Origin of the sequence: Chitinophaga niabensis, assembly GCF_039545795.1 — a bacterium.
Classification (GTDB): Bacteria; Bacteroidota; Bacteroidia; order Chitinophagales; family Chitinophagaceae; genus Chitinophaga; species Chitinophaga niabensis_B.
Genome location: NZ_CP154260.1, coordinates 7049525 through 7069915, shown reverse-complemented (window position 1 = coordinate 7069915; position 20391 = coordinate 7049525). Strand labels below are relative to the sequence as shown.

General features: G+C 46.2%; 10 protein-coding genes. 1 reads left to right on the top strand and 9 read right to left on the bottom strand.

Going from position 1 to position 20391, the window contains the following annotated elements; genetic code table 11:
• Positions 1–37 precede the first annotated feature (37 nt).
• The 5 genes from AAHN97_RS28430 to AAHN97_RS28410 form a co-directional block, all read right to left on the bottom strand.
• A complete protein-coding gene (locus tag AAHN97_RS28430) occupies positions 38–2791 on the bottom strand; it encodes an MGH1-like glycoside hydrolase domain-containing protein (protein WP_343305451.1) in 2754 nt (917 codons plus the stop codon).
• Positions 2792–2847: 56 nt separating this feature from the next.
• Positions 2848–4314 (bottom strand): RagB/SusD family nutrient uptake outer membrane protein, encoded by a 1467-nt coding sequence (locus AAHN97_RS28425; RefSeq protein WP_343305450.1) that lies wholly within the window; start codon positions 4312–4314, stop codon positions 2848–2850.
• Positions 4315–4345: 31 nt separating this feature from the next.
• On the bottom strand, positions 4346–7732 hold the full coding sequence (locus AAHN97_RS28420; RefSeq protein WP_343305449.1) for a TonB-dependent receptor: 3387 nt from the start codon (positions 7730–7732) through the stop codon (positions 4346–4348).
• Between the two features lie 181 nt (positions 7733–7913).
• Positions 7914–8999 carry a FecR family protein gene (locus AAHN97_RS28415; RefSeq protein ID WP_343305448.1) on the bottom strand — a complete coding sequence of 362 codons (1086 nt, stop codon included), beginning with the start codon at positions 8997–8999 and terminating at the stop codon, positions 7914–7916.
• Between the two features lie 60 nt (positions 9000–9059).
• Positions 9060–9656, bottom strand: coding sequence for an RNA polymerase sigma-70 factor (locus tag AAHN97_RS28410; protein ID WP_343305447.1), 597 nt, complete (start codon positions 9654–9656; stop codon positions 9060–9062).
• A gap of 318 nt (positions 9657–9974) precedes the next feature.
• Here AAHN97_RS28410 and AAHN97_RS28405 point away from each other — a divergent pair, with 318 nt between their 5' ends.
• Entirely contained in the window at positions 9975–12146 is a 2172-nt protein-coding gene (locus AAHN97_RS28405; protein ID WP_343305446.1) for a hypothetical protein, read from the top strand.
• Between the two features lies 1 nt (position 12147).
• Here the strand turns inward: AAHN97_RS28405 and AAHN97_RS28400 are convergent, their stop codons facing one another.
• The 4 genes from AAHN97_RS28400 to AAHN97_RS28385 are packed head-to-tail and all read right to left on the bottom strand — an operon-like array spanning position 12148 to position 20367.
• Positions 12148–14301, bottom strand: a complete 2154-nt coding sequence (locus tag AAHN97_RS28400; RefSeq protein ID WP_343305445.1) for a hypothetical protein — start codon at positions 14299–14301, stop codon at positions 12148–12150.
• Positions 14298–15059, bottom strand: coding sequence for a DUF3823 domain-containing protein (locus AAHN97_RS28395; protein WP_343305444.1), 762 nt, complete (start codon positions 15057–15059; stop codon positions 14298–14300). Before AAHN97_RS28395 ends, AAHN97_RS28400 begins: the two co-directional genes overlap by 4 nt.
• 21 nt (positions 15060–15080) lie before the next feature.
• Entirely contained in the window at positions 15081–16988 is a 1908-nt protein-coding gene (locus tag AAHN97_RS28390; RefSeq protein ID WP_343305443.1) for a RagB/SusD family nutrient uptake outer membrane protein, read from the bottom strand.
• Positions 16989–16992: 4 nt separating this feature from the next.
• Positions 16993–20367: a TonB-dependent receptor gene (locus AAHN97_RS28385; RefSeq protein WP_343305442.1), complete on the bottom strand. Its 3375-nt coding sequence runs from the start codon at positions 20365–20367 to the stop codon at positions 16993–16995.
• Positions 20368–20391 lie beyond the last annotated feature (24 nt).

The window sequence follows — 20391 nt, the reverse complement described above, 5'->3', positions numbered from 1 at the left end:
TGATTCTGACGGGGGCCGCGTACGACAATTTATGGGGTTAATTGCGACCAGCCCCATGGTTGTTGCTACGGCTGATAATCAGCGTTCCGCTCTTATTAGTAGCAGGAAGGGTGATCTGCAGCACACCTTTCTCCAATCGTTTGAGAACAACCAGCTCTCCATTGAACTGCGCCTGGTAGTCAAACGCCGGATTCATTCCTGCCAGTATAGCGCGTTTATGCGGAAGGGTTGCTTCATCAAAAGAAATATTCGCTTTATACGCGCTATAATCATCATTAAATGACTGTTCGTTGATCCAGATCTCAAATCCCGGAGTGATGGTTCCTGTTTTATAATATGCGTCAAACCAGGCCAGCACGGGTGTTGACAAACCGGAGAACTGATGCCAGCCTGCACCTCTGCCGGATGCTGCCAGAAAGTGTTCAAAGGTATAATAGGAGGCATCTGTTTCTTTTTTATAAACATCCAGGCCCTTCGCAGCTACTTTATAGGCAAGATCACTTCTATCCATATCCAGCATGCTCTTCCACACAAACCACTGATGCGGCATCCATACAGCTCCGTTCCAGTAACCATCTATCCGGTAATACGGAGCCGACTGGTCCACAACCGTAATCCCGGAAGGGCTCCACAAGTGTTGGGGTGAAAAGATCTTATCTATTAAAATTCCCTGTTGATCCTGCGTACACATCCCTGATATTATTGGGTAAGCGCCATCCAGGCCCATATTGAAGTTAACTCCGGATACAGGGTCTTTATAAAAGCCTGCGGCACGCCCGGTAGCATCGTGCATCACATATGAATAGTAACCACTCTTTGCATCCCAGGAATGCTTTTGCAACGCCGCGCTAAACCGGTTGATGTCTTTGTCGTATTCTTTAAGATCAGCACCCTTATTGAGTGCCCTGGCTGCCATCCTCAGTATCTTAGCTACACGGATCACATGTGCTGTAGTCACTACCGGGGTTACCTGTTTCTCCAAACGCTGACTATGAACGCCCACTTGCGGCGGATAATCATCCCAGCCTCCGGAATTGTAAAAATAGTCCCAGGTTTTCAGCAGATCTGATGACAGTACATTGGTGGAAGAACTTCCGTAACGCCCCGCCAGGAATTGATAATATTGTTTAAGCCGGGGATAAAAGTAACTGAGTAATTCCCTGGATTGCGTTTTATTCCACAGCTCCAGGAACACATAGATCTGAACAGGCAATGGAGATCCGTGGTGAATGAATGCAGATTGGCTGCCCGGTGGTGTTACATAAGTATTGATACATTCAGCAGCAAGTGCCGGGTTAAATGTTGAAAGACCAAGAGCAACAAAACCAAGGTCCCAGGTATAAAGGCTGTTCCACCACTTACCCGGTGTAAAATGTTTGATATACTGATTTTGTGTATAAGTGGGATATACCACATTTGAAAGCAAGGTACTTTTCAGCATCTTATGGCTGAACTGGTATTTCTTTCCCTCTTCCAGTATTCCCTTTTCTTCCGTGATGGTATCTTTCAGTTGAATATTTCTTTTCAATGCAGTCAGCACCCCATCATGTGTTCCGCATGCAAGCAGCGCCGTACAGGTTTGCGAGGAAAATGGCGCCAGTTCTACAGGCCTGATAAAAACATTGGCATAATCTCCTTTCGTGTTTCCGTTCAGCACCTTAGCCACATGGTTATGTGTTTCATTCCGGAAAAAGATATCCAGTTCATCATTCCTGATACTACGGATCTTAAAAGGTTCTTTATCCCATGTGATCCCGTAATGCACCGGTACATCCTGATATTTCAGCAGTAGCGTGCGGGCTTTGAGATCTTCTTCCGTTACAGGTGTTTTAAGCAATGGTGCCGGAACGATCTTAAAAGGTGTGCCGGACAGCGTTGTGGTGACAACAAAGCCATTCAACAATATCTCCTCACCACCAAGTGATGTAAGGGTTAAACGCCGGTTATTGTTGCCTGTTACTTCAAACGGAATGTCCAGTACAGTAAGTGTATCTCCTGGCAAAAAAGTAACTTTCTGATTGATCAGCCCTGAGAGTTGCACGGCTGATCCCTTTCCGCCTTTCATTGTGTAAATAAAAAGAAGCCTGGCCTTTTTGGTACCGGGTGATATGTCTACATCGTACTCGATCTTATCACCTGGCTGCCGGCCAAATTCTTTTCCAACGCCGCGGCCATTTATAAGCCGGGAATCCCGTACTTCTCCACGCATCCACCCATCGTAAACAAGATCGGTAGCAGGTTTTTTGGTAGCAAACGAAAGGGAACGATAGTCCACTGCGTTATACCACTTCGTTCCTTCACCAAATTTTAATTGCTGCATCCCGTAATTATCAGGGTATTCTATGGATGCCACCAGGTTCAGGGAAAGGTTTTGTGGAAGCGCTGTATTATTAACACAATGCATAGACACCAATACGGAAGCTGTATCGATCAACATATACGTAACATCTGTATACACCTGGTCCTTCCATTCCAGTTCATACCGGTAAGTAATAGCACTCCCGTCATTTTTCACATTCCAGGGAAAATACAAAGATTCAAACCGTACGTTTGGAACGAGGAGTTTATTGCGGTAATAACCAGGCAAAACGGAGAAATCGAACCGCATGCCGGATGCAACATCCGGAATATGGGAAATGCCCGCATAATGTTTGGAGTAAGGTCCCCAGGCAGGTAACTGAAGGTCATGCGTGCCATTCAGCTTTGTGGTATCGGGAAGTTTTATCTGTGCAGCACTGTCTGTAGCCAGTAAGAATACCAGGCAGAAAGCGAACCCTGCTATTAGTTTCATGGTGGAAGTTTTGAGAGAATGCCTGTCAACGGGAGATCGACAGGCATTCTTTTATTTTAGTTGGACCCTTCGTTCTGGGTGATCTTTGTTTTATTGATGTCTATCTGACTTTGTGGGATAGGGAATACCTGGTTCTGCGGGGTAACCGGATTTACAAGGTTGATCTGCGCAGATTTTCCGTTGAGTACGGTAATGGCGCGGTCTGTTCTCACAAGATCATACCAGCGCAGGTTCTCAAAGGCAAACTCCACTCTCCTTTCATGTTCCATAACCAGTCGGAATGCTGCCTGGCTGGGCACTTCCACAGCAGTGAGATTACCAAGTCCTGCACGCCTGCGCACCTCATTCAGATAAGCGAAGGCATCTCCGTTGGCAACAAAACCAGCTTCATTCAAACATTCTGCATACATCAGCAACACATCTGCATAACGGATAATGGGAATATTATTCCCATTATCATTATTGACAGTCGGAACATCGTAATATTTCTTAACGAAATTGCCCGGAATGGTAGCTCCATTGGCATTCACATAGGAAGTGGCAATGGTGGCAGCCTTTCGCTGATCACCCGCTTCATAGTCATTTATGAGATCATCTGTTGGCACATTATTACCGCCGCCACCAAACATGATGACAGCATTTCCTGAATTCTGCGGCGCAAATGAATTGGGCCAGGGATTTCCCTGCCCTATACCGCCGGATTTGTATTGCACATCAAAGATGGCTTCTTTGTTGTTTTTGTTGCTCACCTTGAAGAAATCTGCATATGCCGTGGTCACCAGCGCATACTGGTTCAGGTCAATCACTGCCTTCAGTTGCACAGCAGCCGGGGCGTATTTCTTCTGCGTCAGCAACACGCGGCCAAGAATGGCTTTGGCAGCTCCCTTTGTGGCCCGGCCAACATCTGCACCGGTATAAGAGGGAGGCAGTGCCTCTGCAGCTTCTGTAAGATCTTTTTCTATTTGCGCATACACATCCGCCTTGGGGTTTCTGCCGTATTCATATCCTTCATCCGGGTTGCTGATCTCTTTTAACACCAGTGGCACATCGCCAAATGTGCGTACAAGGTTGAAATAAAAGAGGGCACGAAGGAATTTAGCTTCCCCTATGTACCGGTTCTTCAATGCATCACTTATTGCAATAGGCGTGATACGGTCCAGAATAGCGTTGCACCTGGCTATGGATGTGTAACTATTACTCCAGCGGCTATTAATAAACGGATTGGTGGTACGGATATAGAAGCGGTCAAACTCATCCTGGTCCGTCACGGAACCAGAAGCTACAGGAAAGGAATTATCAGACCTGATCTCTCCAAAAATATAGCTATCAACGCCATAAGTACCACCAGTTCTGAGTGCATTATAAGCACCACTGATGGCATTCCTGAAATCTTCTTCCGTCTGGTAGAAATTATCAGTAGTAATGGTAGATATAGGCTTCAGATCTATAAAGCCTTTACCGCAGGAAGACAGCAAAAGCGTAACTAAAGCGGCCTTGTATATAAAGTGGTTATTGAATTTCATGAGATGTCAATTTTGAAGTTTAACCTGAACATTAGAACCCTACATTGATGCCAAAAGTGACTGTTCTTGCCAGCGGATAGCTGCCATAGTCAACTCCGCCTGTAAGCGCCCCTTCATAGTTACTTACTTCCGGATTGAAATTCGTATAGTTCGTCCAGGTATAAAGGTTCTGCGCAGAAGCATAGATCCTTACCTGCTCTAATTTAAGCCGGTTGATAAGCGACTTTGGCAGTTTATAACCCAGGCTTATGTTCTGAATACGGAGGTAGGAACCATCTTCCACCCAGCGTGATGAAACGGCATTATTATTACCTGTTGTACGTGCATTGGCTCTCGGCACTTTACCATTGCCAGGGTTTTGCGGGGAACGCCAGCGATCCAGTGCTATGCTAAGATTGTTACCTCCGCCTTCCAGGTTATCAAAAAAGCGGCGGCTGAGATTGAGTATCTGCCCTCCCTGTGTACCCTGTATGGAAATGTTGAGATCAATGTTTTTATAAGAGAAGGAGTTGTTCATACCATAAATGAAATCAGGCTGGTTATTACCAATGAGGGTTCTATCCCGGGCATCAATTATCTTATCTCCGTTCACATCTTCATATTTCACATCTCCCGGCCTGGTGGTATTATCATGAGGATTAGTATTCAGGTCTGCTGCATCTTTGAATATCCCTATTTGCTTGTATCCGAAAAAGCTGCCGATAGGCTCCCCGATCATCGTAACATTTGTTTCGCCAACACCGCTGCCGCTGAGGATACGGTCACCTGTTGGCCCGAGTGCCAGTACTTTATTTCTGTTAAAAGAAAGGTTGGCACTTGTATTCCAGGTAAAAGCCCCGGTAAGGTTATAACTGTTCACTCCAAACTCGAAACCTTTGTTGCTCATTCTGCCAATGTTCTTGTTGGCGGAACTAAAACCGGTAAGCGTGGGCACATTTACGGAAAGTAACAGGTCTTTGGTGGTGCGATCGTAATAATCAATAGTAAGAGAGATCCTGTTTTTTAACAGTCCAATGTCCACACCAAGGTCCAGTTGCTGGTTGAGTTCCCAGCTCAGAGCGGGATTACTGAGTGTGCTGATGGCAAGGCCGGTGGACACGTTATTATAAAAACTATAGTTGGTAGTGCCTACATTTCCTGCATAGGGATAGTTACCGAATGCATTATTACCGGAAAGACCATAGCTAGCGCGTAGTTTCAATTCTGACAACACAGGCAGGTTTTGCATGAAGGGTTCTTCCGTTACCCTCCAACCGGCAGAGGCAGCCGGGAAGGTACCAAACCTGTTATCAGGCCCGAAAACAGAAGAACCGTCACGGCGAACCGATACGTTAAACAGGTATTTACCTTTATAATTATACCCTACCCTTGCAAAGTAAGAAACTGTTGCATTTTCTGTTTTCTGGGAAGTAACAGATGCTGGTTGCCCTGCGGCATTCAGCGTTTGTACAATATCGTTGGCAAAAGTATTGCCCGCAGCGTTGGAAGACTGGTATTGTACTTTATTGGATTCTGTACCCACCAGCGCTTCTATATTGTGTACATCTTTGAAAGATACATTGTACGTCAATACCTGGTTAACCAGCCAGCTTAAACCCTGCTCTGAAAATGCGCTTCCTGCTGCTGCTGTAGGTGGCAATTGCTGGTTAAGCGGCATCTTTGAAGTGGTATAAGCGTTTCTCCTGTTCTGATAAAGATTGGCATTACCGGAAACCCTGTATTTGAGATTAGGAAGGAATGCGTATTCTGCGTATGCGTTGGACAGCAGGTTGGTTTGATTAAACTCGCCGTTGTATTCCGTGATATTGGCAACAGGATTGGTGATGCCCGGCAGGTTGTATGGGGCTGCCAGTTCCGCCATGGAAGAATAACTGCCGTCTGCTTTGTAAATAGGGGCCATGGGCATGGTATTGAGCGCGGCATTGATGATACCGTTATCCGCCCAGTGCCCATCTGTTCTTACTTCCTGTGTTACTATATAAGATGGATTGATGTTAATGCCGATAGTCAGTTTCGGCGCAGCTTTAATCGCTACGTTTGCCCGCAGGGTATAACGGTCCATCGCTGATTTTTTGATGATACCATCCTGCGTCAGATAACCTGCACTAACAGAATACTGCGCATTTTCAGAGCCGCCGCCAACAGAGAACTGATAGTTCTGGATAGGTGCTGTACGGAAAATGAGGTCCTGGTAATTGTGGTCTGGCAGTGCCGCTACTTTTGCCGGATCATCAAAGTTAAGCCAGGCATAAAGATCCCCGCGTGGATACCGGTAACGCAGGAAATTGGAAGGCCTTGCACTGTTGGGATCTGATATCTGTGCACCGGCCACATTGTCCAGGTAAGCATTGTTGGCCGCATCTTTGGCAAACTCCGCATACTCTTGTGAACTCAGTACATCCAGCTTTTTAGTCACCTGCTGAAAGCCGGTGTATACATTCAGGTTCATGCGTGTTTTGCCGCTGCGGCCTTTTTTTGTTGTGACCATGATCACACCATTGGAACCACGGGAACCATAAATAGCTGCTGAAGAAGCGTCTTTCAATACATCTATCTTGTCAATCTCTTCTGCATCCAGTAAACCAAATACAGAGGCTGAAACAATGTTACCATCCACCACTATCAGCGGGCTTGTTCCTGCTGTAATAGAACCAAAACCTCTCACCTTGATGGCTGGTGTTCTGCCAGGGCTTCCGGAATTCTGTTGTACTACCACACCGGCTATTTTACCCTGCAGGGCGGTAGCGACATTGGAAACCGGCATATCACCGATCTCATGCATGGGAACAGAAGTAATGGCGCCGGTCACATTTTGTTTCTTTTGCGTGCCATACCCTACCACTACTACATCGTTGAGGTTACTGGAAACCGCCAGCAGTGTTACGTTGAGCGTTGTTCTGCCAGCCAGGGCCTGCTGTTGTGACGCAAACCCGATATAGGAAAATACCAGCGTATCATTGGCTGATGGAACATTGAGCGAGTAACGCCCGTCCACACCAGAAGCGGTGCCGATTGAAGTTCCTTTTACATTAATGCTCACGCCGGGCAGCGCTTCATTCTTATCATCCGTTACCAGCCCGGTAATAGTAACCTGGGCATTGCCGGCAGCGCCCCAGCTCTTTTCAGGCGAAATAACGATCAGGTTATTCCCCATATCGTGATACCGGAGACCTGAGTTCTCCAGTAACTTACTGAGGGCCTCAGTAACCTTCGCATTCTTCACAGAGAAATCCATTTTTTTGGACAGCCCGCTGAGATCGTAATTATAGAGAAATCTGATTTTGGCTTTTTTCTCGATTGCATTCAAAACTGTGCGCAGTTCAACCTGTTCAAAACTGACCGTTATGGTCTGGCTGAATACTTTCGATGCATTGACCTGGGAAGCCGTAAAAAGAATAATGAACAAGGAAAGCTTCATACATAGAAGGAATTTAAGCAGACGTGGCGTCATAACTCCCCTGCCAGGAGGTATGTTTTTTTTCATAACTTTGGATTTACGGTTTAAAAAGAAAGAAACCCCTTGATTTTGCCGATCGGAAGGTTTCTGGAACATTAGACTTTTCGGGGAATGTTTCCGCATTTCCCGATTTTTTTTGCTGTTACTTGTAGATGTTTACCTCATTATTGTTGATTTTAAATGTGAAAGGCAGCGATAGCCGCAGGGCTGACAGCACTTCGGAGATACTTTCGTTTTCAAATTTTGCGTGGAACCTGTACCCCGCTACCGTTGAATCATTGATAACTATTTTTACATTATACCATCTTTCTATTTCGGCGGACATCTCCCGGAAATCCTCTCCGTCAAAAACCAGCTTATTGTATACCCAGGCTATTTCTGCCATGGAGGTATCCTGGGTGCTTTCTTTCAGCTGTTTTATGATCATATTATTCGGGGCAATAACCCCGGTATTGGAGGAAACGCTCTCCAACGTTCTCCCTATCACTACTTTTTCATGTGGATGAAGCAACAGCGGTTCCTGATGGCTGCCGCCTGTTTTTGATATCTGTACCAGGCCCCTGACCAGGGTAGCCTCCGTTTTATTGTCTTCCGGATAACATTTCACATTGAAAACGGTACCCAGCACCTTTATATTAATGTCGCGTGTAAGCACAACAAAAGGACGTTTGGCATCTTTAGCCACATCAAAATAGGCCTCTCCCTCCAGCTCCACTTCCCGCAGGGAATCCGTAAAATTCGCAGGGTAGCTGATCCGGCTCCCTGAATTAAGCCATACAACGCTGCCATCCGGGAGTAACAACCTCGACTTGGCACCTGGTTTTGCGATAGTTTCTATCCGGGATAATGCTGGTACACCGGGCTGGCTTCTCATGTACAACCAGGAAAAAAAGATCACCCCTGCCAGCACAGCGGCCATGGCAAGGATATTACGTAAATAAAGCGGGCGGCGGCTATATACAGGTTCAAATACAGGTTCCGGTTCGGACCCGGACTCCGCTGTTTCGCTGGCTGCGGAGTTCAGTATATGGCGGAAATGGGCTTCCGGGTCTGCATCTTCATCAGCAATAGAGGAAACGGGGCTGGTCCAGTAATCCGTTAGAATGGAAAGAAAATAGGCGTCCTCCGGATACTCCTTAAAAAGGGCATCCAGTTCCTTTATTTCTTCGGGAGACGCTTCTCCGGATAATTTTCTGGCAATTAATTGCGCAATCCTTTCTTTATGCATTGAACCTCGGTTAATGATAAAGACAGGAAAAAGGAAGGATGACCTTAAAAGAGAAGGAAATTATTTTTTGGCCGTTTTTCTGGGGAAGGCGGTAAAATGTGCCTGTACTTTTTCAGAAATACGTTTAACAGCAATTACCATCTGGGCATCTACCGTATTTACAGTGAGGTTCAGGATTTCGGCCACGTCCTTATAGCGGAGGCCATCTTCACGTACCAGCTTAAAGATCATCTTGCACCTGGGTGGCAGGGATTCAATGGCGGACGTGATCTTTGCCTGTAATTCAGCGCTGATCATTTTTTCATCTGGCGCCTGCTCGCGGCTTAAGGCTATATCAAAATGGTTGAAGGGCTCCGTAATTTGCCGGTGGGCCTTGGAAGAAAGATAATTCAGGGAGCTGTTTTTTACCGCCACATAGAGGTAAACACGGATATTGGAAATGGAAGGCACATTTTCCCTCTGTTTCCAGAGCTTGATAAATACATCATCCACTATTTCTGTGGCTGCCTCCTTTATTTTAACGATGGAATAGGCGAACTGGTTGAGCCGGGGGCTATAGTATTGAAACAACTGGCGGAATGCCTGTTCATCACCATCCCCGATGCGCTGAAGCTCTACTGGCGGCTCCTCACTTATATGGTGTGAAGTATTTCGCAAGTAATCGATTATTGAATTTTGATTGATAATAGAAAATCGCCGGACTCCTGGAAAACAGGAAATACAGCGCATGATGTTAGGTCAATAAATAATACTATCCAAACCCCAAAGTACACTTTTTTTGTAAAACAATGATGTTGCCCCGAATAAGACAATCATCTATTTCTTCAAATACGGCAAAGCAGTATTCAGCACCTCATCTTCCCCCCCTCTGATCGTCCATCATAAAAAACATCCAATCTTCCGTATATTGGTGGTATGCGGTATCTAATCATACTAATTCCACTATTCGGCCTTCTCTCAGCAAATGCCCAGGAAATGTCCAAACTGGACTCTTTGGCCCGCAGCCTGGAAACCTATTCGGACAGCACAGAACGTATATCCCTATATATAAGGACCAGCAAGGATACCTATGAATCTATGGAAGACCTTTGGTTCAAAGCCTATGCGGTAAACGCACAGCATCAGCTGCTCTCTGCTATTGATCAGACCCTTTACGTACAACTGATCCATGAGAAAAAGGACAGCATTGTATGGCAGGAAAAATACCCCATTGAAGACGGCATTACCAGCGGGCATATTTATCTTGATGATCTGCTACCTGAAGGAAATTATTGGTTATGCGCTTATTCCGCTCATTCCCTGACCGCGAAGGCGACACGAAGAATAAGAATAGTAAAGAATGTAACAGAACTGCTGCGGAAGAAAACATACACCGATAGCATGCCCAGAAAATTGCAGTTCAACCTTCTGCCCGAAGGCGGTCACCTGCTATCTGGCGTAACCAACCGTATTGCCTTTAAAGCGGTGGCTGAAAACGGCTTGCCTTGCCCTGTTTCAGGAACCCTGCTTGATGGTGATAAGATCATCGCACATTTTAAGAGCACGCATGCAGGCATGGGCAGTTTCCGCCTTAGGCCAGCATCCGGCAACACCTATTACGTTCGTTTGGATGCTCCTTTTGCAGATACCCTTTATCCCTTGCCCGAAATCAGGAAACAGGGAATGTCCTTCCGGCTGCTGAACAATAACCAAGACAGTATCACCTTCCGGATCTATCACCAGGGAACAGAAAAACAACTCTTCTATTTCAGGTTGCAAACAAGAGGCATAACCCAGTTAATGGCCTCGGCTGAAATAAAAGACAGCATGGATATTAAACTGCCTTTACAGGAAGTAGCAAGCGGCATAGCTGAAGCAACCCTTTTCGACCATCGTGCGGTACCCGTAGCGGAAAGGCTACTCTATATAAAGCAGGATAACCGCTTATCCATTACCGCAAAACTTTCCCAGGAAAGCTATGGCACAAAAAGGAAAATTGCCCTGCAAATACACGCAGCCGATGAACAAGGCAAACCGGTGATTGCCCAAATAGGAGCAACAGCATACGACCGGATCTACCACCGGCCAACAGAACCGAACGATATACAAACACATTACCTGCTGTTCACCCAACTAAAAGGCAATATTTACGATCCGGGGTATTATTTCGATACTACAAATACAGACCGTAAACAGGCGCTGGACCTGTTATTGCTCACGCAGGGCTGGCGCTCCTATTCATGGAGTGAGGAAGCATTAAAAAGAATGGATAACCTGGCATTATCCGACAGTACGGTTGTGGAACTCATTGCGCTTAAAAAGAAAACAAGATCTTCCCAACAGGCTGTTATGCTTTTTGATGCGGAACAGCAACGCAGTCAGCTAAGCACATTGGATACCAGGGGATCGTTACTGCTTTCGCCGGAAATCCTAAGTCTATCCGGCAATATCTATATCAGGCACTATGGTGAAAAACGGGATTTTGAATGGAAGGTATACGATCCTTTTGAACAGATCAATAAAATAAAGCCCTGGCAAAAAATAAACTATCCTTTGGAAGGACCACCCAAACAAGCAACAGCAGAAGATCAACCGCTACTGGCACGTGGAAGTATTAAACTCAAAGCTGTGGAAATACAAGGGAAAACAGCCACCGTGTTCCGGGATAAATACATAGGCCACCTGGACAGTATGGCGAAATACGATGGCCTTACAGACAGGGCACACGGAAGTTGGTTAAATTGTCCTGTTGCAGGCTGCAGCAAGGAACTTCCCATCGAAGGAAAGCGATATATCACATGGAGTGGGCCCAATCCCCCGGTTTCTCACCCCTTCTCTTTCAATTCAACGAATACCAAATACGTTGTCTATCATTATCCTCAATACACAGAGGAGGAATTATTAAAAATGAATGGTCTGGCCAGGGTAAAAGGTTATTATCCGAAAAAGGAATTCTATCAACCCGATTACGATAAAGAACAGGATCCCCTGCCGGATTACCGGAATACCCTGTTATGGGCACCCAATATCATAACGGATGAGAACGGAAATGCCAGCCTGGAATTCTTTACCTCAGATATCAATTCCGCTTTTTATGGTTTAGTAGAAGGTATCAGTGCCAATGGCATGTTAGGTAAAGCTACTTTCCAGTTTATTGTAGCAAAATAAGTTAATAACTAATCTCCACCTTCACCCCCTCAGGACTATTATCAAACTGTAAAAAAACGGTTTTGGAGGATTCATCCCAGGAGGTAGAGACAGGCGTTATCTTCTCACCACCCGATCCATGCAGCACTGTTTCTTTTGGTGCAGCCGGTAACAGGATGCGCATGGCATTCACCGTTTTAGCCGGGCTCTTTGCAACGAAGCTATATGCCCCCGCTTTTCTCTCTTCATTATAAATGCGTGATGCGGCCGCAAGCACCTGGGGCTTGCCAGGTTCCTTCACCCTCGCCACATTCAACAAAAGTGCCTGTTTGCCCGGTGTTACAGATTTGCTCGCCAGCACAGGAAGGGTAGGATCAAAAAGATCGATCACGGGCCCCTTCACAACAAAAGCATTCTGATCATTATTTTCATCCATCACTGCTACCACATCATACATCCCCCTGGACACATAAAGACTATTCCTGAACAACAGCTTACCGGCTTTGGCACTTTCTTCATAAGCCTTTTTGATCAGCGCCACATAAGACTTCTCCCCGGCTTCATTCATTACAAACTCTTTAGGATGCTGCCGCACAATATATACATATCCTTTCCCTACCTGGGCTTGTGACTGATCCGGTTTTACTCCCAGCAGGCGGAATAAATGTTCTGAAGGTGCCCTGAAGGTATTACCTTTTGTATTCCACCATTCCTGCACAGATTGATAAGGATCATCGTCACGCCCGCAATAGATAAGCACACCACCTTTTTTCACCCATGCTGCCAGATGTTGATGCACTTCTGCTGACATCGGCTTCATATTAGAGTAACTCATCACCAGCACTTTGATATCTTTCAACGTTGCTTCAAAAGGCAGATTTTCCATATGCACAGTCTGCACAGGAACGCCCAGTTTAACCAAAGGCAGCGTTTGCCCGTAGAAGTTGGAGAACTGCGGATCTTCAAATCCCTGGTGGGTCGGGAAACGCTGGAACATCATGGAATTACCCATCAGCACACCAATACCATTCACGCCAGACACCCTGTTTTCGGTTTCAGGCATACTGTTCAACGCATTCACCATGATCTGCATCTGGGTTGAATAATACTTCGGGATCAGAATACTTGAATCACTATTAGGCAATTTATAAGGACGGGTGTAGATCCTTTCCGGCCAGGGCATTACTTCATAATTTGCTACCATTGGGTACAACAGTTTAGCAGTAAAGGTAGCTTCGTAATTACGTTTGTAATCTCCCCAGTCACGCGGCCAGTCTTCGATCGGATCGGTGAGCAGGAATATCTTACGGCCGGTAGGTGCCGTCATGGAGATCATGGAACCATATTCCAGGAATGCATTTTCAAATACACGTTCCTTACGCAGTCCATTGAAATAAGTTGGTTCACGCGAGGTACCTGTCCATACCTGTGCAATGTAACCATCAATACTTGGAAGAGAAGCCAGGCTTGCCTCCGGACTAACAATCCTCCAGGAAGAATAATTCACCAGTGAATGCGTGGGAATATACACCTTCACATCCATCCCTTTCTGCTTACCGTAGGCCTTCGCGTATTCGGACACTTCTTTAATGGCATTGTAATACAGGTGATACTTCAGCTTGCTGGACAGGTAAGTATTCTCCGGTGAAGTATGCTGCGGCTGCCAGGGAAACCCATAATACCGCTGCCATTCCTTTTTAAAAACCTCGCTGTAACCAGCACGCGCCCAAAACTCAGGCTCTTCCAGGTGAATGTGACTGATACCGGCATCAATCACTTTCTTGATGATTGCTTCCTTCATGTAAGCAATGAAAGTACTTTCCGGCACTACATAAGGCACGTTCCTGCCATGCCAGATCGTATCTCCATCCTGCTCTACCTGCCCGATGCCGAAGTGATTCTTACCATCCCATTTACCGGTGAAGTAATCTTCGTAATTACCCCAGGCAATGCCTGTCATAAAATGAGTCTGATACCCTCTTTCCCTCCACGACTTCACGCGCGCTTCGAAGGTCATGCCGCGACGGTCGCCGGCACCATAAACGATTGCGATATCCGAACGGACATCTATTTCCGGGGTCCACGCACTGCTGGTCTGAAAGGCCGTTTTCTCCTGTGCCATAGCGGCTGCAGAAAGGCATAAGCTGCAAACAAAAATGAGCGTTCTTCTCATCATGGTATATTGATGGTTTTAACCGTTGTATAGTTGTAATACTTTAAACCATAATCTATACGTGCTCCCACCCGCAGGAAAAATGAGCGGGAACCCGGGAGTACATCTTTTGTAGTGAGCGTAACGGTTTGCCCCAGCTGATCATTCCCGGATGTTCCACCGTAATTCACCTGCACGGAATACTTGTTATCGTAGTTATTATTGCCCACGTAATTATTAGGACTTACAAAAAGGAATACATCCGTCACATTCTTGTGAAAGGCAGCATTGGCCGTACCACGTGTAAACCTTACCTGAACGGAAATAGTCTTGTTTGTAGCATTATAGGCAGGTTCTCCCACCCATTCTACATTCAGGAAGGGTTCCACTTCAAAGTCCACATTGGTGGTTCCGGCAATATCCATGGTCTTCCGTTTATCCACAGTTACCTGGCCGGAGCCATCGTATTGTACAAGCGGCACAAAGGGGCCTTCCACCGAAATTCGGTAATTGCCTTTGAAGATCTTGGTATTGCGGAAAGAGCCATCCTGCATGGCGAAGAAATAATAAGGTGTTGGTGTACTGCTCCAGCTCAACTCCTCCAGTACAAGACGCATTCCCCTGTCTCCAGCTTCAGATTGCAGGTTGTTTTTGGAACCTGCATCTTTTATATTCCCGGCGAGCGTTTCAGCCGGTTCCGGATAGTCATCATATTTCTTAGTGCAGGCACTGGCCAGCAATATCAATATACAAAAACTTATATGGCAGATCTTATTTTTCATGACGTTAAATTTTTACAAACATTAATAGCCTGGGTTCTGGATCAGGTTCTGGCTTTTGGAGATCTCCGAGCCGGGGATCTCCTGGTAATACCATCTGGTGTCGAACGTATAACGTGAATTGCGTTCATCCAGCCGCGCATCAAAGAAATATTTGCCGGCTTCTGCTGAGTAGAACGCCATGAGTGTACGGTAAACAGTACCATTCTGCTCCTTATCCAGGATACGCCATCTTTTAAGGTCCCACCAGATCTTATTCTCAAACGCCAGTTCCTTTCTTCTTTCATTGCGAACAATATCAATAGTGTTGAGGGCAGCAGTAGAAGCCAATAATACAGCTCCCGCCCTTTCGCGGATCTGGTTGATAATGTTGAATGCATCCTGCAGGTAACTGCCTCCCTGCCCTGCTGCATGTAATTCATAAGCAGCTTCCGCACGGTTCAACATTACTTCTGCATAGCGCATTTCTATCCAGGTCTGGTCTGAACGATTTTCCAATACTTCAGCAGTAGGCCTGTTCGGATCGAGGTATTTCCTCACAGAAAAGCCTGATACGGCTCCTGTTCCATCAGCCGTAAATACACCACTCCTGCCGGCAGGGTTTTTCTTTGATCCATCAGGTAATGTGAAAGGCGTTTGCTGTGCGTTAGGAGAAGATACAATGTTAGCAGAGGGATAAGGCGCAGTAGATCCTTCCGGCAACAAGCGGCTGATACCACCTGCTGTACTGCCTGTATAAATACCACGATAGATCTCAATACTCTCATTCTTGAAAATGTCTCCCGGAACAATCACTGTAGCACGCAGCCTGGGTTCTGCATTTGCAAAGAGATCGAGTGTATTTGTGTAGAGGATATATTTACCGCCGGCATCCAGTGTTTGAATGGTGCCATCAGGGTTCTTAGGAATACCATCATACAGTTCCACCAGGTTCAGTGTAGGGTTCACTTCAGCAGAGTATCCATTTCCACCCATCAACTGGCGGGGAACATTGTAAGCATCATAGCCATGCACTGTTTCAGGATATTTGTATCCTTTTATCAGGATGTTCTCCGGGCTTGTTGCATCAAAGAACAGGTTGATGTAATTCTGCATCTGCGCCTGCTTGTCTCCGGCAGCCCAACTCTTTTTATACAGGCTGTAATGACCATCCACCAGACCTGCTGCATCGTAGGCCGCTTTGAAATAATCATTTGCTTTGTTAGCAGGTATCCCTACCAGCCGGTTTTGATTACCATCGAACAACTGCGTCTGGTTGTATTTTGCAATTGAACCCGCATACAACATGGCACGCGACTTAAAGGCTGCTGCTGCATATTTATTAGCACGGCCGGATTCACTGGAAGCCTTCATATTGTTATAGGCAAAGTCAAGATCCGCCGCAATAGAATCATACACTGCCTGTTCTGATGCCCTTGGTATCTTCAGCTCCTCTATGCTTTGTTCCGGGTAGTTCAACACTTTATTGATGATCGGCACACCACCATATCTTTTCACCAGTGCCATATACGTTACCGCACGGATGAACCGGGCTTCTCCCAGCCAGTGATTCACATCCGCCGGCTGGAAATTACCTGCATACGTTGGCAGGGTTTGCAGGAAATAATTCGCTTCCCTTATCAGTGGATAGGCGCGTTCCCAAAAGTTGAATCCCTCAGTAGTAGAACCATTCAGATCACGGCTCAATGCTTCGCCGGTATTGGCAGGTTGAGGATTGATGATCCAGAAGTGATTGGTACCCCTGGTAGGTGAATACCGGAAATCTTCAAATGGCAGCTCGCTGTAACAGCGGGCCATATATATTCTGATCCCACCCTCTGTGGTAAACACATCTTTATCCTGGATCACGTTCATGGGTGGAATATCCAGATCGGTGCAGGCAGTCTGCCCAATGAAGCATACAATGGAAAGTAAGAATATCTTCAGTTTCATAACATTAAAATTTAACGTTCAGACCTACGGAGAAAGTCCTGTTGAGTGGATACAGGTAGCTGTACAAAGTAGCAGGATGCTCAGGGTCCACATACTTGATATCAGTGATGGTGATCAGGTTGTACCCGTTCACAAAAGCCCGCACACCTTTAAGCCCTATCCTTGTAGCTATTCTTTCCGGAAGGGAATAACCGATCTCAGCACTTTTAAGCCTTAAATAGGCGGCGTTCTGCACATTGAATGCGGAATTCTCATCAGGCACTGTACCTGTATAACCATACTTCCCTGGCACCCATTGCGTATTGGGATCATAAGGATCTGCTTTAGGATCTGCCGGATGCCATCTGTCCAGGAATAAAGCCAGACCACTGCCACCGCCCCATAACGATTCACGCAGTTGTTCATTATATCCAACATTCACCATACCGGAACCCTGGAAAAGGAAATTGAAGTCCACACCTTTCCAGGAGCCGCCCAGCATAATACCGTAATTGACAAGCGGAATGCCGTTATAAGCAATGGGATGTACATCCAAATCACTGATCATACCATCACCGTTCCAGTCTTCATACGCATAGTCACCAGGCAGTGTACCTCTTCCTACATAATTCTTGCTGTCCAGGATACTTTGCCAGGATTCAAAACGGCCACCGGCACCAAGTCCCCAGCGCGCATTATTAAACCGGTTGTTGGAATTCTGCCGCCAGTTTTCGTAAGAATTACCAGCCCCGGAACGTTCTACAAAACGGTTGCGGGTACGGGTGTAAGAATAGATGGCTTTGGCGTAGTACTCAAAGTCTCCTATTTTATTGCCATGGTTGAGCTCCAGTTCTATACCCTGTGAGCGATTGCTGTTGAGGTTTTCCTGGGGGAGGTTGGCACCTACAACTCCAGGCAGGCTTTGCGCACGGGTGGTCAGCAAACCTGTTCCATCTCTGCGGAATATATCCACTGTAAGGCCGAGCATTCCTCTCCATGCATTGATATCGATACCAAAGTTGGTGGTTTTGGCTACGAACCAGGTAATGAAAGGATTGGGGATACCTTTACTTTGCAGCCCGTTGATGAATTCATCATCGAAGATATGGCCCGGAGGCAGTTGGTTATTACTACCGGAAGCAGGGTAAGTATATCCTGTGATAAACTGGTAAGCAGCAGCCCCATCATCCCCCAATTCACCATAAGACGCGCGGATCTTCAGGTTATCGATCATGCGTAACGCCTGCGTATTCTTCCAGAATCCTTCTTCTGATACCCTCCATCCAACAGATACGCCGGGAAAGAAACCAAACTGTTTATCTCCCGGGAATTTAGATGATCCATCACGGCGGAAACTTGCTTCCAGCAGGTATTTAGATTTGAATGCATAATTTATCCTGCCTACCAGTGCACGGTTGGCATTGCGGTAAAGATCATTGAGGGAAGACGACATATTCCCCTGCTGATTAGTACTGTTGCCTGCCATCAATTGGTCCACTGCCAGGGAAAGCTCCCGCATAGCATAAAAGTTATCTCCTGAACGCACACTGTTCTCATACAACAGCAATGCACTTACATCATGCACTGAGTTGAACTTTTGATCGTAGCTGGCGGATAATTGAAACAAAGTATTAGGTCTTTCATAGTACTCCCTCCGTAAACTGGAAGGCGACTGTTGTGGCCTCGCGGTATAAGCATCCGAAGCTCCATCGTAAGTATATTGATTGTATTCTCTTTGATAAAGTTTATTGGTATAGCTGTTATAATCGTAGCTATACATCCCTTTAAACTTTAACCCTGTAAGAAAAGGTGCCTGATAAGTAGCTGATACGGATGACTGGAACCACCTGTTCAGGAATTGCTTATACCCTGCGATGTCTTTATTTGACATAGCTACAGGGTTGGTACCATCTACAGGGGTATGTGCTAAATAGTCTGGATTATTATTGGCATAAACAGGTTCCAGCGGATTCTGGCGCCAGAAGGAACGGATGATCCACCAGGTATCCTGGTAGGGCTGGTTCTTCTGATCGAAGATGCCATTTACGTTAAGGTCTACAGTGATGTCCCTTGTTACCTTACCGGTAATATTGGAGCGTACATTATAGCGTTTATAGTTAAGGTCACCGCTTCTGAGAAAGCCCTGCTGCTCTGTGTACCCGAGGCTCACATAATAACTGATGTCTTCACTGCCACCTGAAGCATTGAGGTTGTGTTGCATCTGCGGAACCACATCCTTTATGGTGGGCGTGTACCAGTCTGTGCTTTGTTTGGAACCATTACGGTAAGCTTCAAAATCAGCATCGGTATATGCCAGGCGGCCACCATTTACATTATGCATCAGTTTCTCATTCACAAGGGTCATATAACCGATCGCATCCAGAGAGCGTGGCAGGCCGGAAGGTTTTTGCCAGGTATAACTTCCATTGTAAGTTAGCTGGCGCCCTATCTTTCCACGTTTGGTGGTCACCAGTATCACACCATTTGCTGCGCGTACACCATATACAGCAGCTGATGCATCTTTCAGCACCGAAATATTTTCAATATCGTTAGGATCCAGCCGGGCAATGTTATCGCGGGGAATACCATCTATGATCATGAGTGGTGCACCAAAACCGCGGATATCGAAGTTGTTGTCGAAAGAGCCGGGTTCACTGCTGTTCTGCACAATGCGGAGGCCGGGTACTTTACCTGTTAGCATATTCAGCACGCTTTCATTTTTGGTGGTATTGATCTCTGCATTCGTAACCGCTGCCACAGATCCGGTGAGGGTGGCTTTCTTTTGCACACCATATCCCACTACCACCAATGTGGTCAGTGCTTTGTTTTCCACCGCTAATTTCACATCAACGGTAGTCCGCTTTTGAATAGGTACTTCCTGGCTGATGTATCCGATGAAGGAGAACACAAGTGTTTCAGTTCCCAGCGGCACTGATAGTACATAACTTCCATCCTCACGGGTAACCGTACCTTTGGAAGTTCCTTTCACCGCTATATTCACACCCGGCAGTGGCTCCTGGTTCTCTCCCACCACTTTTCCCTTTACGGAGAAAACCTGCTGAGCACTATTGCTCCTGGGCTTCACCACAATCGTATTTTCACGGATGGCATAATCCAGCGGCTGGCCTGCAAAACAGAGGTCCAGCACTTCTTCCACCGTAGCCTTTTCAACGGAAATGCTGACGGGTTTGGTGGATGCCAGCTGGGCATCGTTGTACAGCAGTTTGTAACCGCTTTGTCTTTTCAATTCTTTCAACACTTCTTCAATGGAAGTGTTCTTTACGTTCAGCGTAACCAGTTGGGCAAATGCAGATGCCCTCGCTTGCATGAATGCAATCATGCATAACACGAAAGTCAGCTTTCCGTAGAATAGGAATTTCAATGTGTGGAATCGTTGCATAGCAAACTTTTTGGTTGTTATGGT

Excerpts from the sequence above, each read along its gene's own strand:
- AAHN97_RS28430 (WP_343305451.1), bottom strand. The coding sequence starts at position 2,791 with ATGAAACTAATAGCAGGGTTCGCTTTCTGCCTGGTATTCTTACTGGCT.
- AAHN97_RS28395 (WP_343305444.1), bottom strand. The coding sequence starts at position 15,059 with ATGAAAAATAAGATCTGCCATATAAGTTTTTGTATATTGATATTGCTG.
- AAHN97_RS28385 (WP_343305442.1), bottom strand. The coding sequence starts at position 20,367 with ATGCAACGATTCCACACATTGAAATTCCTATTCTACGGAAAGCTGACT.
- AAHN97_RS28400 (WP_343305445.1), bottom strand. The coding sequence starts at position 14,301 with ATGATGAGAAGAACGCTCATTTTTGTTTGCAGCTTATGCCTTTCTGCA.
- AAHN97_RS28425 (WP_343305450.1), bottom strand. The coding sequence starts at position 4,314 with ATGAAATTCAATAACCACTTTATATACAAGGCCGCTTTAGTTACGCTT.
- AAHN97_RS28405 (WP_343305446.1), top strand. The coding sequence starts at position 9,975 with ATGTCCAAACTGGACTCTTTGGCCCGCAGCCTGGAAACCTATTCGGAC.
- AAHN97_RS28420 (WP_343305449.1), bottom strand. The coding sequence starts at position 7,732 with ATGAAGCTTTCCTTGTTCATTATTCTTTTTACGGCTTCCCAGGTCAAT.
- AAHN97_RS28415 (WP_343305448.1), bottom strand. The coding sequence starts at position 8,999 with ATGCATAAAGAAAGGATTGCGCAATTAATTGCCAGAAAATTATCCGGA.
- AAHN97_RS28390 (WP_343305443.1), bottom strand. The coding sequence starts at position 16,988 with ATGAAACTGAAGATATTCTTACTTTCCATTGTATGCTTCATTGGGCAG.